Genomic DNA, 16,200 nt, shown 5'->3' with positions numbered 1-16,200 from the left:
TTTATTAAAACGAGCTTCCTTCCGTAGAACAAACCCTGTTCCGCCCGTTTTCCCGGGCTTTATCCAGTTGAGACGAAGCGGAGGCGAGCAGCTTGTCAAGCGTCGATTCGGTGAGCTCCGGATGTATATCGGGCCAGTACATTGAAATTCCGATGCTTACGGTTAAGTGTTGAGAGACAGAAACCGGGGTGGATTCAATATCGGATTTTATATCTAATCCTTCAATTCGTTTCAAAACCCGGGTGGCGTGCTCTGTCGCGGCGACGCGTGATTTTGAAATAACCAGCACAGCAAAAACATCTTCTGAATAGCGGCAGATGACATCAGTTTCACGCCCGAAAAGATCAGATAAGCACTGGGATATCATGGCAAGAGCTTCGTCGCCTTTCAGATGTCCGAAAACATCGGTATAATTTTTAAAATAGTCAATTCCGATCATATATGCCGCGCATGGCTGACCTATACGCCGGCATATCGCAAGAGTTGATCTCATTTTCTCGAGTCCTGATCGGTTGTTAAATAGCCCTGTGAGAATATCAGTATCGCTTTCGACACGCAGACGTGTGACAATGTCGGTATATTCACTATGAAGGTAAAACGAAACAAAGAATGAAATCATTGCGATAGCAAATATAAAAACGATATTTAAAATATTACTGCTGAAAAAAGCGCTTACCGCTGTCGTAAAAATGGTAAAGAATAAATAAAGCGCCTTGAGATCTTTTACCGAAAAAACAGGGACAATTATTGCCAAGCAGAAGAAGAGAAGAGTATTGAATGGCAAGTCAGAACAAATCGTGTCACGAATAAAAAGCGGAGATAATGAAAGCAGCAGAAACAGCCAATATGATCTGTAAATACCAATCGATTTGTGTGGAGGCATTTCTTTTTTATATAGCAAATGTATTGAAATCGCGGCTATTGCTGATAAAAATGCGGAAACACAAAGAGAGATAAATATCGGAGAGTGTATATCGAATCTGATACTTGGCAAAGCAAAACAGCAGACAAGATAAATAAATACCAGCTTAGAAAGGGACAAAATACGCTTGATATTCAGAGATGCAAGATATATTTCTGATTTTGAGGACATATCGGGATCAGGAGCATCTTTTTTTAACAGCCTTGAAATATCCATTTCGTCACTTCCATAAATAGGTATTGTTACATTGTTTGCTTCGATAATAATTGATTAAAATTCGATATCGCGTTCTTTTTCTTCACGGGGAGGCTTTTTTTGTTTTGACGCCTTGTTGCTCCCTCCGTCGTTTTTATTTGAAGAAGCTTTTTTATTGTAAAATATAAATAAAGTTGTAATGCCTAAATATATGATTAAATTTAAGAAAAAACCTGCTAAAAAATTTCTCGTGAGTCTGAAAAAAGCCAACTGCGGCGAAAAAAAGTTTATTAGGAAGCCGTTTTCATACTGACCGGCAAATTTTTGCGACGCCAACTCTGACAATGAATTATTATAAACATTTGAGACACCGAGAATAAGAAAATAAATACTGACAGGAAGCGAAATTATTATATAAGATATGGCATTTGTTATTGCGTAGTTTTTTATTGATTCTTTTGAAATGCCGTCAGCGCTGTCTTCTGATAATTTATTTTTTTCGAAGAATATATATATGACAGAAAGTATAATGCAGAAGGCAAACGATGATATTATATTTATACCCATGATATTTGTGGCGTCTCTGTTGCCGCCGATGAGAGTTGAAATCTGTGTGTAAGAAGAGGTTAGTATAAATGGAAAATAATAAGAAATAAGGTTAATTATCAGCATAACGAGCAATGATATTGAATACTGCTTCAGCTTTTTCATAATTATGACCTTTCTATTACGATTATATTATATATATTACATCAAATGGACATTAATGTCAAGATATAAAAGATCTGTAAGGCGATTTATCGGTACTATAGTCAGATTTAAATTTACATAAGTAAATGTTTTTCATGAAAGCTTTAACTTGGGGAATTTTAAGCACTATCCCCATTATCACCGCTATAGATGAAAAAACAATTGTTGCTATATCCGGAAAAAAAGGAGATTCGGCGAAAATTATACCTGTACCGTTTAATATTGCGATATATTTGGATGGAAGATACACAAAAAAATATGTAGGATATGCGATCAATACAGCCAGCCCCAGATAACCTGATATCGCAGATACTCGAGCATAAACAGCTTCGAAATTAACAGAATTTAAATATGTATTGAATTCACCTGTATAATAGCAATTAAAAACTTCGGATTGCCTACGTATTGTTCGCTGCATAAAATAAATAATCAGGAACAGTATCATTGAAAAAATAAAAGTACGATAATACGCAAGGGTTTTGTTGACATCATTTAACGAACCTAAAAAAATAATAATAAATACAAATACCGGAATATTAACGTATATAAGCATGTTGGTATTTGACGTATGCTTAACATAAGATATACCGGTTAACGTTGCGGAGACTGCGCCGTATGCGAATGAAGCGACGGCAAATAAAAATGGAAAAAGCGAGTGTGTTGCTTGTTTTCCGGCGATGCCGATCATTGAGTTAAAAGGAATAATCAAGCCTTCAAGGCAGAAAGACAATATAAGTAAAACAACATAAGGAAGTACGATATAAAAAGCGCGCAAGGCCGGCGGAGCTTTATGAGCCGCGTATAATCTTTTGAAATTCGTCGTATTCTTATGCTTTTCCTCAGCGCGGTTTAAAAGTGAAAAGGATATAGATTTTAAAACGACTCCGGCTGCAAAGAACAATGATAGATATAGATAGAAAATATAAGGGAAATACCATATCTCAGTACAATGTCTGATGAGTAATACATAGGCTACCGGAAATAATGAAAAAGTTAGACAAAAAAGCATTTTTAGATTTATCTTTATCATAATATTTTACAGCCTCCTGTTTTAACTGTAATTATCCTCGGGTCGCCGCACTCCTGAACGTATTCACCTGAATATGGTATTACGATGTGTATATTTTTTTGCCCGGAATAAAGTGTCTTAATATAATCGCAGAAGGAAATCAGATTATCGTCGATATAACCGGTTATGAGAAAAATTTCATCCGGAACAACAGTATTCTGTGCGGAAAATGAATCAAAAATATTTTTGATATGTTGTCTGCGGACATTATAATCTATCGATGCCAAAAATTTAAATAATTCGGGTGAATTCGGTGTAAATTTATCCGAAACCGTAAAATCTGAGTCTGCCTTGCTTATATATCCGCTATCCGGGAAATATGTGCCTCCCGAAACGATAACAAGTCCGGTGTCATTTCCAAATCCGCTTATGAGTTCAATATTTGAACAAAGGGATATAAGCATTTCAAGCATGGCCGGATTGCCCGGAACTTCTCCGTCATCTCTTATCGAACAACGTAAATTTAGCAGCACAAGAGCTTCTTTAATTAAAGACTTTTCGTTTACGACAGATTGATCAGGAGCGTATATCGGAGGATAAACAACCGTTTGTCCAAAAAGCCCGGATTTATCATTTAATTCATGCGGTATGAATTGATTGCCAGTTTCGCCAAAGCCCAGCGGAGTATCGGTTGACAGAGTTGAGGAAAAGGAGCAGATTCCGCGTACAGGAAACTTTACTTTATGCTTAACAACGATTGTTTCAGTACCATTCGGGACGAATTGAACCGGGAGACTGTTCGCAATAATTTTGCCGCTTTCATCGAGAAAAAAGGCGCCTCCGGTCAGACTGACCGATGAATGATAAAGATTAAAGGTATATTTATGCTTTGCTTTGAAAACTTCGGTAAAAATACCTTCTCCGTATGATGTCACAGAAGAGTTTTCGAAGCCACAGTAATAATCAACATTTTTATTACCTTTATAATGCTTGATTGCTGTCTGTACGGCGATAATAATTAATAGAATTATAAATATCCAGCCTGCCGCAGTCACTTTCAATCATCTCCATTTAATAAATTATACTGTCAAGTTTGTATTTTGTGCTTTCCGATGTGCCCAAAAGCATTATTCTGCTTCCATCGCAGGAAAACATTTTAAAAATGTCGTTAAGATGCGAAACAAACACCCAGGTTATATTCATTTCCTCGAAGTATTTAAGAATATTAAATATGCCTTCCGCGCCTTCGGAATAAGAGGTTGTCTGAAATGTCTCGTTCATCAGGACAAGAGAACAGCTTTCTGCTTTTCGTACAATATCGGCAATATCAGAGACTTCCTGTTCAAATCTTCCCGCGGATTGATATCCGTTCAGTTCTTTTTCGGCGGCGGCAAAGTGAGTATAAAGCCCTCGGCGGATGGATATGCTCGCGCTTTCGGCGCAGACCGGAAGCCCTGCCTGAGCAAAGAGCTGAGCAGTACCTATAGAACGAAGGAAAACAGTTTTTCCGCTGTTGTTTTTGCCTTTTATTAAAACTCCTTTTGTTGCCGGCCCAAATGAAACATCATTTGGAACGACAGCCGAAACACTCACGGAGGATACCGACAGATAGAGGTCATAAAGTGTGACGCATTTTATCGTGTTTTCGCTTTCCGGAAGTATATCCGGTATGACACATGGCACACCGACAGCGGGAAGACAATTTCCGAAAGAAAGAGCGGATTCGTAAAAATCGAGTTCCTTGACTGCGGTTGTAAACATAGAATTTAATTCGTTTAAAATAACTGCAAAAAGCTGTTCTATTTCCGCAAAAGCATTTTTTAAAAGTGATATCCGTATGTTTACATCGTCAGTTTCTATTGTTACAGATGACGAGCTTACATGTTCTTTCTTCCTTGATAATAACTTCATTATACTGTGCTGCTCCGCTTTTTCAGATGATATTCCAAAAGAAAACAGCTCACATGAGGTCATTAATAGCGAATTGTCAAATTTAAGGTAAAGATCGAACATATTCTTGGCTTCTATATCGGCAAAATTATGGGAAAGCCGGTATATTTCAGAAAATGCTTCAGAGTCGCAAAATCTATTGAGAAAAGAACGAATGGATAAAAGACCTTCGGATTTGATATCGAAGTTCATTAGTAATGAGGATAAGGATTTTATGCTGTCGAAGGTATGTGTAACATATATGGCAGTCATTTCGAGCGAAGAGGCGGCGGAGGAAATTGCGGCTGTAGAATTATTAAGCCTTTTTAATGAGAACATAGATGCTCTTGTGGACTCAAATTCGCGAGCCTGTTCATTTATTCGCAATAATTCAGCAGACAGCTTTTCGAAAAGAAGCGGGATATTATAAAAATCAGAATATAATTCCTGTCTGTAAATAATATTTTCGCGAATCAACAGTGGATGAGATAGTACATACAGAAAATATTTACGCTTTGTGACATCCGGAATTACATATTCCGTGGCGCGGTCTATTGACAGGTCATATATCGCAGATTCTGTTACCGGATCGATGTCGCCGGAAAGCGAGCTTTCGGGAAGCTTAAAAAGAAGCGATAATTTATTCATATAACAGGATCCTTATATCCTTGGTGCTTATTAAGCCGCTTTACTAAATCATATTTACTCAGGGCATATTTCCTCAAAATATCTTCCGCGTATGAATTCTTGATTCCGGCGGAACGCATAACCTTAAATGTCCGCCGATTTGCATCATTCTCATCAACAAGAACGTTCATGACCGGTATTCCGCATTCGGCAACTTCGTGAAAATGTGTTACATATATACCAAAGGATGGAATAGAGCTGAATTTATTCGCGGTTTCGATTGTCAGTGAAATAGCCGTGTTTTCTTCCGTACCCGAGAATGTTTCATTGAAGAAAGAAAAGGAATCAGCATTGCATTTTTTAAAAATTTCGTCAACACGCAATTTTTCTTCTTCAAGTCTGCCTACGGAATCAAATCGTTCGTCTTTAGGAAAATGCGTAAATATTGTCGTGAAAGGATATATATCGGCGTTTTCACACGGTATAGGACAGCCTCCGATGAAAAGCACAAGGCATTGCGCAACCGTTCTGATGAATGTCGTTTTACCGCCTCCGTTTGCGCCTGTAAGAAAGAAAAATGATCCGTTTTCGTCAAAGTCTGCGTCATTAGGTACGACAGAGCTTTTGTTTTCGCTTTTTAAAGCAAGAGAAATTTCATACGCGTTCCGCAGCTTCAGCTTTCTGTTCTTAGAAACAGTCGGATAAGTCATCGGATATCCTAAATTTATCAGTTTTTCATAAAATTTACGGATTGAAATATAATAGTTTATTTCTGTGATATAATTAAGGAGAGAAGGGTTCAATATTGTTTCCGCGTTTTCGCGAAAATTTCTCAAAATATAAAACTCATTTTTATAAAGACTTTCGAGCGCAGAAATCAGATAAACAGAGGGCTTCGAAGTCGAAGTTGAAATTTTTCGGGGTTCCAGGCCAAGCTCGTAAGCGCATCTGCGGAGTATTGACGGGAAACTTTCCTGCTTGTTTTTGTCAACATCGTATTGAGAAATTAACAGCTGTTTGTCATCGGAGGACAGTATGCAGGAGTTTATTCTTGTCAACGCGTCCGAAGCGCGTTTGATTTCATCATCAAGCGTATGAATGCATATGGCGTCAGCTTGCCAAAAATCGCGGAAACGGTTGTTGAAAAAACCTGTTCCGCCAAGGTAAACAGATTCTTCAGCAAATTTGTAAAAAGCTTTTGCGTAATTTAGGTAATAGACCGAAGCCTCGGCTTCCGATTTCGCGGATTCGTAATGACGTCTTTGATAAGCTGTTTCCGATAGAATATTTAAAAGCGAATTCAATTCGTTCAGGAAAGCATTATTATTCAAGGCTTGAAAAAAAGATTGACGCGCAAATATTTCGTCAGCGGAAGAACACCGCACCGAAAGAATTCTCTTTGTATCAAAATCAAAAATTCCGCTGAGCTTTATATCAATGAAGAATTCTTCGTCCGGAGCTTTCGGCAGTGAAAACTCGCTGTCTGTAAATAAAAGAGAAGGAAATATCATATGCACATCCCGTCTTTGTACAGTAATTAGTGTTTTCTAAAGACTGTTATTATGTGTATTGTCTTTTACTTCTATATTTTTGGGATCTGTTTTACGGAAAATAATCAGTTTGCTGAGAATATAATTAACAATCAGTGTAATAATGTTTGATATTATCAATACGACAATGTCATTGAGTAAGAATGGAGGATTGGCAAGCAGCCAAAGGAGAAATTGATCTATGCCAAGAGATAAAAGCCGGGCGGCGTAAAAAGAAAATATTTCCCAAATAAGGCCGCCTTTTAGCTTGGCATTGCTTTTAAAAACGTAGAGCTTATTCGTGATAAATGCAAATGTAACCGCGCATATCCAGGATATTGTTTTTGACACATACATATCCGCATCGAAAAGGCGCGTCATTATGATATAAGAGGCATAGGAGACAATAGTCGTGAGCACACCGAAAACAATGTATAATATTCCTTCGCTTTTAACGAAGCTGAAATATTTCTCACGGTATTTTTTGGGAATAATGCAAGATAGAATTCTGAAGCAGAAATCAATGAATTTTAACAAAGCTTTATCTCCGGATTAGTCAATCATAAAAATTATATACTATGTAAATTATACTATATTTAAAATCGCATGTCAATTAAAAAAACTTTTATTTAATATCTGCCTTGAGAATTACAAATTTCTAACTCGAAAACTAAATAATTATCGCCTAAAGAGAGAAAAGGAGTTTGTATACAGGCTTTTCTCTCTTATTAGGCAAGGCTTATTTAATGTCTGTAAAAAATCATAAAACGCATGCGACAGTAAAGAAAATATGAAAAAAGAATTATACAGGCGGCAATCAAAGGAACTGTATTATACAATATTCAATGCCGCTTAATAATTGTTGCATTTTTTACCGTTATGTTTAGTGAAATATTCTTTTGATTTCCAATCTCCCCGCGGGCGCTCTGCCTATAACACCGTTGTAGTAATGGTCTTCTTTAAGACCATAAAATCAACAAATATTAAATTTAAAAGCTATAACTTATTCAGTACAAACAAAAAATTGAAAATATAATGTTTTTAATGGTTTATTATCTATATTGAAACTCCGGAATTAATATGCTATAATATGTCGACATTAAGCAACCGGAGTCAAGCCGCAAATGTGTATAAATCTCTTTAACCTTTTTGTTGCTTTATGATTTTTTATTGGCGCGTAATTAAAATATTTACCGTTATAAAAGAGAAAAGGCTCTGGTATATAGGCTTTTCTCTTTTATAAATTGGTATTATTTAATTATCATTTTAATAAACAAGCCTTGTGTTTTACGCAGGGCTTTACTATTTATGGCATATTGAAAGGCAAACACAGATTTATATGACTAAAGCGATTACAAATAAATCAGATAACAAGCATGGTATTACAGAGGGCGTCATCTGGCAGCAGCTGCTTATCTTCTTCTTCCCGATGCTTCTCGGATCGTTTTTTCAACAGCTGTACAACACAGCCGACGCCGTCGTCGTCGGTCGCTTTATCGGCAAAGAGGCTCTTTCGGCAGTAGGCGGAACTACCGGCACAATTATAAATGTGCTTGTAGGCTTTTTTATTGCCGTATCCTCAGGCGCCACAATTATTATTTCCCAGTATTACGGCGCGCGTAAAGACGAGGATGTCGGGAATGCCGTACACACCTCAATGGCATTTGCGATAACTGGTGGTATTATAATAATGGTGGTGGGATTGGTTGCCGCTCCGTACGCATTAAAAGCGATGAATACGCCCGAAGAATTAATGCCTTATTCTCTGACGTATATACGCATATATTTTTACGGACTGATACCGAATCTTGTTTATAACATCGGCTCGGGAATATTAAGAGCTATAGGCGACTCCAAGAGACCGTTATATTTTCTCATAGTAAGTTGTTTTATAAATATTATTTTCGATTTATTCTTCGTCGTTACTCTGCGAATGGGCATTGCCGGAGCGGCATGGGCGACCATCCTTTCACAACTGATCAGCGCAATTCTCATCTGTGTTTCTCTTACAAAATCGCTGGAATCATATCAGCTTAAAATCAGAAGCATTAAATTTCATAAGTATATATCAAAAAGTATCATTTCGATCGGGCTGCCTGCCGGTTTTCAGACCCTGATGTACTCTTTTTCAAATATTATTATCCAAAGCTTTGTAAACGGTTACGACACCGATACAATCGCAGCCTGGACCTCATATTCAAAAATAGACTCAATGTTCTGGATGATCATAAGCTCATTCGGGATATCGCTCACAACCTTTGTCGGTCAGAATTACGGCGCGAAGCTAAATGATCGAATCAGAAAGGGCGTGCGCACCTGTCTGGGAATTTCATCGGCGGCAACCGTTTTGATAAGCGTTATTCTGTATTTTTTTGGAACTTATATTTTTTACCTTTTCAGCGATGACCCGGCGGTAATCGAAAAGGGTGCGGTCATTCTTCGTTATCTGGTGCCGACATATATAACATATGTATGTATCGAGATGTATTCCGGTTCGCTCAGAGGGATGGGCAGCACATTAATACCGCTGATAATGACCGGATTCGGCATATGCGCATTGCGCGTTATATGGCTGTATGCTGCGGTGCCCGTATATCCCGATTTCACAACGGTTCTGTTCAGTTATCCGATGACATGGACAGTGACTTCGCTGATGTTCATTATCTATTACCAGATATTCATAAGAAAAAAGAAAATTGGATTTGATTGATATAGATACGCGGCTTCCTTGAAAAGAAGCCTGGCAAGAAACTCAATATACAATATATCAAAGTTTTCGAAGCTTTTCATAAAAACGACCGTACCTACCAAAAATCCGCGGACAGTTTTGCTCTGTCCGCGGATTTTCTGTACATTAATGGATTTAATTTCGCATTGTTTCCTATGCTGTTATAAAGTAACAAGCGCTTGTTCTAATTTTATTATACGGCATAAATACAGTTGTTTCAATAACCGCATTTTTGAATTTTGGTTTAATTATTAAACCACTGGTTTATTAACTCAGCGTTTAAATTATTACCAATCAATAGAGAGAAAAGACTCTGCTTGCTTATTTATGTGAACCGGTTAAATTTTGATCTCTTAACCGTAACCATTATTTCAGAGGGTGTTCAGATTAATTACAAGGGATGTTCATTCTGATTATCTATAATTTAATCAGATGGTTTAAATGATTTTCAATCGGAGAGAAAAAATGTTTATTATTAAGAATGCGTTTTTAAACATCACGAGTTCAAAAGGGCGGAACGTTTTAATCGGAATTATTGTTTTTATAATAGCCGTTTCGTCCTGCATCGCGCTATCAGTAAAAGAATCGGCGAAAAAAGCTGAGGAAGAAGGTCTTGCAAATATAACAGTTACCGGTACAATATCTATTGACAGACAAGCAATGATGGAAAAGGCACGATCCGAAGGCGGAGATATCAGGAGCATGCTGTCCGGTCAGCATAACCTTTCTTTGGACGATTTGAAAAAATATGCTGGCTCAAGTTATGTCAAGGATTTTATTTATACAATTTCCTCCTCTGTAAACGGTTCGGTTATAGAGCCTGTCGAAACCGATACAACCGTAAACGACACGCAGAATGATACGCGATCAGACAATTTTCCCGGCGGTATGAACGGCGGCAGAGGTATGAGTTTTGGCACACAAGGACAGTTTTTAATTACCGGATACAGCTCATATGACGCCATGAACAACTTTCTGACCGGTGTCTGTAAAATAACTGACGGTGAAATATTTGACGTCGATTCTGATAAATACGAATGTATCATCAGCGACGAACTAAGCCTGTTCAACAATATAAAGATCGGAGATACCATTACACTGACTAATCCGAATAACGAAGAACAAACTTTTAATTTTATTGTAAAGGGTATTTATAATAATACGAATTCGGGCAGTGCAAACAATTTCAGGCAATTCTCCACAGCGGGAGACCCCGCCAACCAGATTTACACAAGCTACGGAGCTTTGGAAAAAGCGATATCATACACAAGCGATAACGCCACAATTGAAACCGATGATTACGGCAGAGAGCGTTCGACTGCAATGAGCGGGAACACCTCCGGTACGTATATTTTCGCCGACGCGGATTCCTTTAACGCTTTTAAGGCTGATGTCAGGCAAATGGGTTTGAGCGAGGATTATACTGTTTCGTCCACTGATATCAACAGTTATGAAAACAGCCTCGTACCTGTTATAAACACAGCAAATTATGCAAATACATTACTCCTGATTGTTTTAATAATAGGCGCTATAATTTTGGTTGTTCTGAATATCTTCAATATCCGCGAACGCAAATACGAGGTTGGTGTTCTCACGGCAATAGGTATGAAAAAAGGCAAGGTCGCTTTACAGTTTGTATCAGAGTTATTAATCGTTACATTCGTCGCAATTATTTTAGGAGCCGCGGTCGGAGCGGTTGCTTCTGTTCCGACTTCAAATGCTTTGCTCGAATCCCAGATCTCCGCGCAAGAAGCTCTACAGCAGGAGCAAAGCAATAATTTTGGCAGACAGGGAGGCAATTTCAGAGGCGGATCATTTGGAGACGGGAGCATGAGCAATAGAAACACTCAGATAAATTATATTTCCACGCTAAACGCATCGACAGATATGCAGGTGGTTTTTCAATTGATGTTCATCGGTATTGCTTTGACAATATTGGCAAGTCTGTCGGCGGTCATTTTCATCATGCGATATGAGCCGCTTAAAATTCTGAGCGAAAGAGCATAAAAGGAGAATAGTAATAATTATGAGCTTATTGAAATTGGAAGATTTATCTTTTTCCTATGATGATGGAAAAACCGATGTTCTAAAAAACTTGAATTATGAATTTGAAAAAGGGAAGGTTTATGGAATAATGGGTAAATCAGGCGCGGGAAAAACCACTTTGCTTTCCCTTTTATCCGGATTAACTACACCAACAAGCGGCAAAATATTATATGACGGCAAAGACATAAGTAAAATAGACAAATATAAATATCGAAGCAAGTTTGTCGGCGTCGTTTTTCAAGGCTTTAATTTATTGCCGCAATATACGGCGCTTCGAAACGTTGAGCTTTCCCTGGATGTGTCAGGGAAAAAGGTTAATGACAAGAGGATTCATGCAATGGAAACACTCCATAAGGTAGATATTGATGAAACAAAAGCTAAACGGAGGATTCTCAAGCTTTCCGGAGGCGAACAGCAAAGGGTCGCTATCGCAAGAGCGCTTTCATATGATCCCGACATTATACTAGCCGATGAGCCAACGGGGAATCTTGATTTAGGAACTCAGCAGGATGTAATAGACATTTTCAAAAAATTAGCGCATGATGAAAACAAATGCATCATTATTGTGACGCATTCGCCTGAAGTGGGGAAAAATGTTGATATAATATATGAATTGGCCCCGCTTATAGCCGAAAAAGCAAAGAATAAAATCAATAACACCGAGCTAAAAAAATAAAAGAGTTTATTATTAAAACGGCAATAAATTTTTTATACGCATTTTAAAAGTCCATATATCAAAGGCTTTTAATGTGTGTCGAGAGTATTTTATTGCCATTATAATAATATATAATCAGCAGCTTCAACAAACAATTGAACGAACCAGAGAACACGAAAGGATGGTAATCAAATGATCAGCAAATTAACAGTAGGCCTTCTTGCACTGACAATTGCGGGAGGATTAAGTATCACGTCATTGGCGGCAGGCGCCGGATCAGCCGCTGCATCCAATAACTGTGACAGTACGTCAATATGTACGCAAAGCAATGAAAAAACATACGTACAGCTTACGGATGAACAAAAGGCCGATATCATCGCCAAAGCTAAAGAACGCCTTGCTCAGGGTTTAGCTGACGGCAAAATCACTCAGGAGCAATATGATAAGGCAATCGCCGCAATCGATAACGGCAAGCTGCCTTTTCTCGGTAAAGGCGGCTTTTTCGGAATTGCGAAATCCGAACTCACGGACGAGCAGAAGGCCGAAATGATCGCCAAAGCCAAGGAGCGCCTTGCTCAGAGCTTAGCAGACGGCAAAATCACTCAGGAGCAATATGATAAGGCAATCACCGCTATCGATAACGGCAAGCTGCCTTTTCTCGGTAAAGGCGGCTTTTTCGGAATTGCGAAATCCGAACTCACGGATGAACAGAAAGCCGATATTATAGCCAAAGCTAAAGAGCGCCTTGCTCAGAGCTTAGCTGACGGTAAAATCACTCAGGAGCAATATGATAAGGCAATCGCCGCTATCGATAACGGCAAGCTGCCCATGCAAAACAGGCAAAACAGAAAAACCGCGCGTTTCGGTTGCAGACGAGGTAATTCAGAAGGAACGAGCGTTACCGGCGAATAAAATAAGTCAACATAATCAAAGCTCCGATTTTTATCGGAGCTTTGATAAAGTTTGTAGCTTCTTTATTATTCCGAAGCAAACAGACTGAGCCATTCCTTATTAAATTCGTCCGGCTTTGACAGTTTACCCGCATTAAAAGCTTCATATAATGAACAGGTAACAAATGTGTTCAAATGATTTGATAGAAAATTGCCGGCCTGCCAATGTAAGTTCTTCGGAATTGCAGGTAAATATTCTTTTAAAACAAGGTCATAAGCGATATTGAAATAATCTTTTGCCGTATCATAAAAAGAAAAGGCTATTTTTTCGATCTCCTTTCGTTCGTGTTCAGAAACATAATAATAGTTTTGCCGGAAGCCGCTTTCATTTCTGATAAACAGCTTCTTTTCAAGCGCAACACTGAACAAATTCTTTTGCTCGTCTGTTAAATTCTCTGGTTTTATATCACCTTTTATCACATCTCGGCAAAGAGCGAACACTCCGTAAGGGATATCAAAATATATTGAGCTGTCAAGTCCGCTCCAATAATGGAAAAACCCTTGAGCAGAATCATTTTCGCATTTATGAACCGGTCCGTCAAAAGGCTGATATTCTTTCCATTCCGGTTTGTTTTCAAAGAAATAACTGTTATCAAAACCAAGAGCAATCCATTTACCGCCGGCCGGACGATCAGGAATATCACGGTACATAACAATATTACATTCTTCGCGTTTAAATTTGCATAACATAATATCAGTTATTATGTGAATATATACCCACAACAGGCGTCCCCATGTAAATACAGCGGTATTGAACTTATCATGTGAAAGCTTTACCTTGTTTGCTTCAATAAACTCAATCAGCTTCTTATAATAATCAGGAAAGCATTCTTTATAGATTTTATCACCTGTGCAATTTTGTCCCGGCAGAATTACAAAATCTGTTTGAAATTTCTTTTCCTTAACTTTTTTCATCAGTTGATTTTTGACAAGATAATTAACTTCGTCTTCGATATAAGGAGCTGATATTCCAAGCTCTATACATAATTCTTCGATTGTTACCGGCGCTCTGTAAGCGGTGAGCAAAATATTTTGTGTGGATTTTCTCTTTACACAGCTCATGGGTTCGTAATCAGCTCCAGGATTACATTGGCATGACAGGCGCAAAGTGCCGGGTTTATAGCTTTTCTCTCCGTATTCTCTCATGGTATTCATTCCTTCTTTTATAAATTTTCTGGCATCGTAAAGCCACCATTTGACTGTTCCTGAGCTCTTGCCCAGAGCTTTACCTATTTCATCACAGGATTTTCCGTAAAAATAGTACATCACGACCGCTTCCCGGTAATTACCGGACATTAATGAAAGCTCTCGACGCAAGAGCGCTTTCTGTTCTTTAAATTCATATTCATCCTCAACGCTTTCATCTGACGGATACAATTCCGTAAGATACATTGTAGAACCGTGCTTTTTATTTCGCAGCCAGTTAAAAAAAGTGTGATTAGATATACTCCATACCCAAGCATTGAAATTTTCAATAGCTTTACCTGCTTGAATCGAACGGATAATCTGACAGGAAATATCCTGTGCTAAATCCTCCGCATCTTCTTTTGTGTTTGTTTTCAAGCAACAAAATCCAAAAACCTTTGAAATATATTCATCTTCAAAAAGTTTAAAGAGCTGGGCTTTATCCGTCAATTATGTCACCTCACTTACGTTTTTTTTACAACATGTTGTCTATATATTAAGTAACCGAAGGAATGAATCGGTTGGATTATTTTATATTTTATCATGAATTTACGAAATTTCAATCAGTACAGAGCGAGCTACTTACGAAAGCAGTGATTATCCGCAGACTTATTAATAATTTAATGTCCTTCCATCTTACTAGAAACAAAAAAATCAAATATTTTAAAAAAGATATTGACAAACTCTCTATGTTATGTTAGAATAACACCCGTTGCGAGTGAGATGCTTAACAGATCGAATAACAAAATTATTGTGCCATGCGGTTTGTTTTCCATATTATATACATAGAACGCAATCTGCTGGTGTAGCTCAATTGGCAGAGCAGCTGATTTGTAATCAGCAGGTTGGGGGTTCGATTCCCTTCACCAGCTCCACGCAACCAAATATATACGGGGGAATTCCCGAGCGGCCAAAGGGGGCAGACTGTAAATCTGTTGTCTCTGACTTCGGTGGTCCGAATCCACCTTCCCCCACCAAAAAAGCCTTGAATTGCAATGCAATTCAAGGCTTTTTTCATCTTAGTACACGTTTTAGTACACACTTTTTCAAAGCACAGAAAAGCAAAGAAAAAAAGGAGCAGGGAACTGCTCCTTAATGTTTTAGTGTTTGGCGCTTTTGTTATATAAGTTATTTCGCCATTCTCCTTGCTAAGTCAGACACGCTTATTACGTATTTGTCGAGTTTGAATCTTTTCTTTGCTGTATGCTCGTCAATTTTCAATGCCCTCGCAAAGGCGTCCATTTGTAAATAATAAAAAAGGCTCTCCGGTCAATTAAGATCAGAGAGCTTTTTATCTTATGATAAGAATTAGGCGGGGTGACATTCCCACATCTCCACAATGGGCGACGGCTGCCCGTTCCGTCCTCTCATTCTTGAATCCATTCCGATTTTAAAATCGCATACTGATATGTGTTTTCATAAATCGGTTTACCGTCCTCTCCGTTGGCAAAAGAAACAAATTCGCGGAACAGTCCTTCTTTCCGCATACCGAGCTTTTCACAGAGCTTTTGACAGGCAATGTTGTAATCCTCGGTGTAAGTAATGTCTACTGAACAAATACGAATTTCAAATTTCGCTGCGGTAGATGATGTGTTATTAGCAAACAATATAGGAACACAAAAAAGGCGCAAAGAACCTTTTTCAGGTTCAGGACAATAACAGACATAGCGATACA

Annotated in this window: 13 protein-coding genes and 2 tRNA genes; 7 read left to right on the top strand and 8 right to left on the bottom strand. The window is 38.2% G+C overall.

The features are described from left to right. Nucleotides 1–4 precede the first annotated feature (4 nt). Nucleotides 5–1,138 carry a GGDEF domain-containing protein gene (locus VB118_05720; GenBank protein MEA4832097.1) on the bottom strand — a complete coding sequence of 378 codons (1,134 nt, stop codon included), beginning with the start codon at nt 1,136–1,138 and terminating at the stop codon, nt 5–7. A 54-nt stretch (nt 1,139–1,192) separates the two neighbouring features. Beyond that, nucleotides 1,193–1,828 carry a hypothetical protein gene (locus tag VB118_05715; protein MEA4832096.1) on the bottom strand — a complete coding sequence of 212 codons (636 nt, stop codon included), beginning with the start codon at nt 1,826–1,828 and terminating at the stop codon, nt 1,193–1,195. A gap of 134 nt (nt 1,829–1,962) precedes the next feature. Between VB118_05715 and VB118_05710 the strand changes: the two genes are divergently transcribed. Further along, nucleotides 1,963–2,163: a hypothetical protein gene (locus VB118_05710; GenBank protein MEA4832095.1), complete on the top strand. Its 201-nt coding sequence runs from the start codon at nt 1,963–1,965 to the stop codon at nt 2,161–2,163. Between the two features lie 730 nt (nt 2,164–2,893). Here the strand turns inward: VB118_05710 and VB118_05705 are convergent. Genes VB118_05705 through VB118_05690 form a run of 4 tightly spaced genes read right to left on the bottom strand, consistent with a single transcriptional unit; the run spans nt 2,894 to nt 7,498 of the window. After that, nucleotides 2,894–3,931 carry a hypothetical protein gene (locus VB118_05705; protein MEA4832094.1) on the bottom strand — a complete coding sequence of 346 codons (1,038 nt, stop codon included), beginning with the start codon at nt 3,929–3,931 and terminating at the stop codon, nt 2,894–2,896. 16 nt (nt 3,932–3,947) lie between these two features. After that, a complete protein-coding gene (locus VB118_05700) occupies nt 3,948–5,453 on the bottom strand; it encodes a hypothetical protein (protein MEA4832093.1) in 1,506 nt (501 codons plus the stop codon). Then, nucleotides 5,450–6,943, bottom strand: coding sequence for a hypothetical protein (locus VB118_05695; protein ID MEA4832092.1), 1,494 nt, complete (start codon nt 6,941–6,943; stop codon nt 5,450–5,452). The genes VB118_05700 and VB118_05695 overlap by 4 nt, the downstream gene beginning before the upstream one ends. 36 nt (nt 6,944–6,979) lie before the next feature. Continuing rightward, nucleotides 6,980–7,498 (bottom strand): GtrA family protein, encoded by a 519-nt coding sequence (locus VB118_05690; GenBank protein MEA4832091.1) that lies wholly within the window; start codon nt 7,496–7,498, stop codon nt 6,980–6,982. A gap of 802 nt (nt 7,499–8,300) precedes the next feature. Between VB118_05690 and VB118_05685 the strand changes: the two genes are divergently transcribed. The 4 genes from VB118_05685 to VB118_05670 all read left to right on the top strand — a co-directional run bounded on the left by VB118_05685 (nt 8,301) and on the right by VB118_05670 (nt 13,302). Then, the gene (locus VB118_05685) at nt 8,301–9,671 is read left to right on the top strand and encodes an MATE family efflux transporter (protein ID MEA4832090.1); all 1,371 of its coding nucleotides are present in this window, start codon (nt 8,301–8,303) and stop codon (nt 9,669–9,671) included. Nucleotides 9,672–10,154: 483 nt separating this feature from the next. Then, complete coding sequence (locus tag VB118_05680; protein MEA4832089.1) at nt 10,155–11,696, top strand: ABC transporter permease; 1,542 nt, start codon at nt 10,155–10,157, stop codon at nt 11,694–11,696. A 19-nt stretch (nt 11,697–11,715) separates the two neighbouring features. Next, a complete protein-coding gene (locus VB118_05675) occupies nt 11,716–12,411 on the top strand; it encodes an ATP-binding cassette domain-containing protein (GenBank protein ID MEA4832088.1) in 696 nt (231 codons plus the stop codon). A gap of 171 nt (nt 12,412–12,582) precedes the next feature. Next, entirely contained in the window at nt 12,583–13,302 is a 720-nt protein-coding gene (locus VB118_05670; protein MEA4832087.1) for a hypothetical protein, read from the top strand. A 65-nt stretch (nt 13,303–13,367) separates the two neighbouring features. Here the strand turns inward: VB118_05670 and VB118_05665 are convergent, their stop codons facing one another. Next, complete coding sequence (locus VB118_05665) at nt 13,368–14,975, bottom strand: RNA polymerase sigma factor (protein MEA4832086.1); 1,608 nt, start codon at nt 14,973–14,975, stop codon at nt 13,368–13,370. 349 nt (nt 14,976–15,324) lie between these two features. Here VB118_05665 and VB118_05660 point away from each other — a divergent pair. Together VB118_05660 and VB118_05655 are read left to right on the top strand one after the other, a co-directional pair. Next, nucleotides 15,325–15,400: transfer RNA gene (locus VB118_05660), tRNA-Thr, on the top strand. Nucleotides 15,401–15,417: 17 nt separating this feature from the next. Further along, nucleotides 15,418–15,502: transfer RNA gene (locus tag VB118_05655), tRNA-Tyr, on the top strand. A 390-nt stretch (nt 15,503–15,892) separates the two neighbouring features. Here VB118_05655 and VB118_05650 read toward each other — a convergent pair. Further along, the coding region (locus tag VB118_05650) for a GNAT family protein (protein ID MEA4832085.1) at nt 15,893–16,200 on the bottom strand (308 nt) is incomplete at its 5' end.

Source organism: Oscillospiraceae bacterium (genome assembly GCA_034925865.1).
Lineage (GTDB): Bacteria > Bacillota > Clostridia > Oscillospirales > SIG627 > SIG704.
This window is presented reverse-complemented; position numbering and strand designations above follow the sequence as displayed.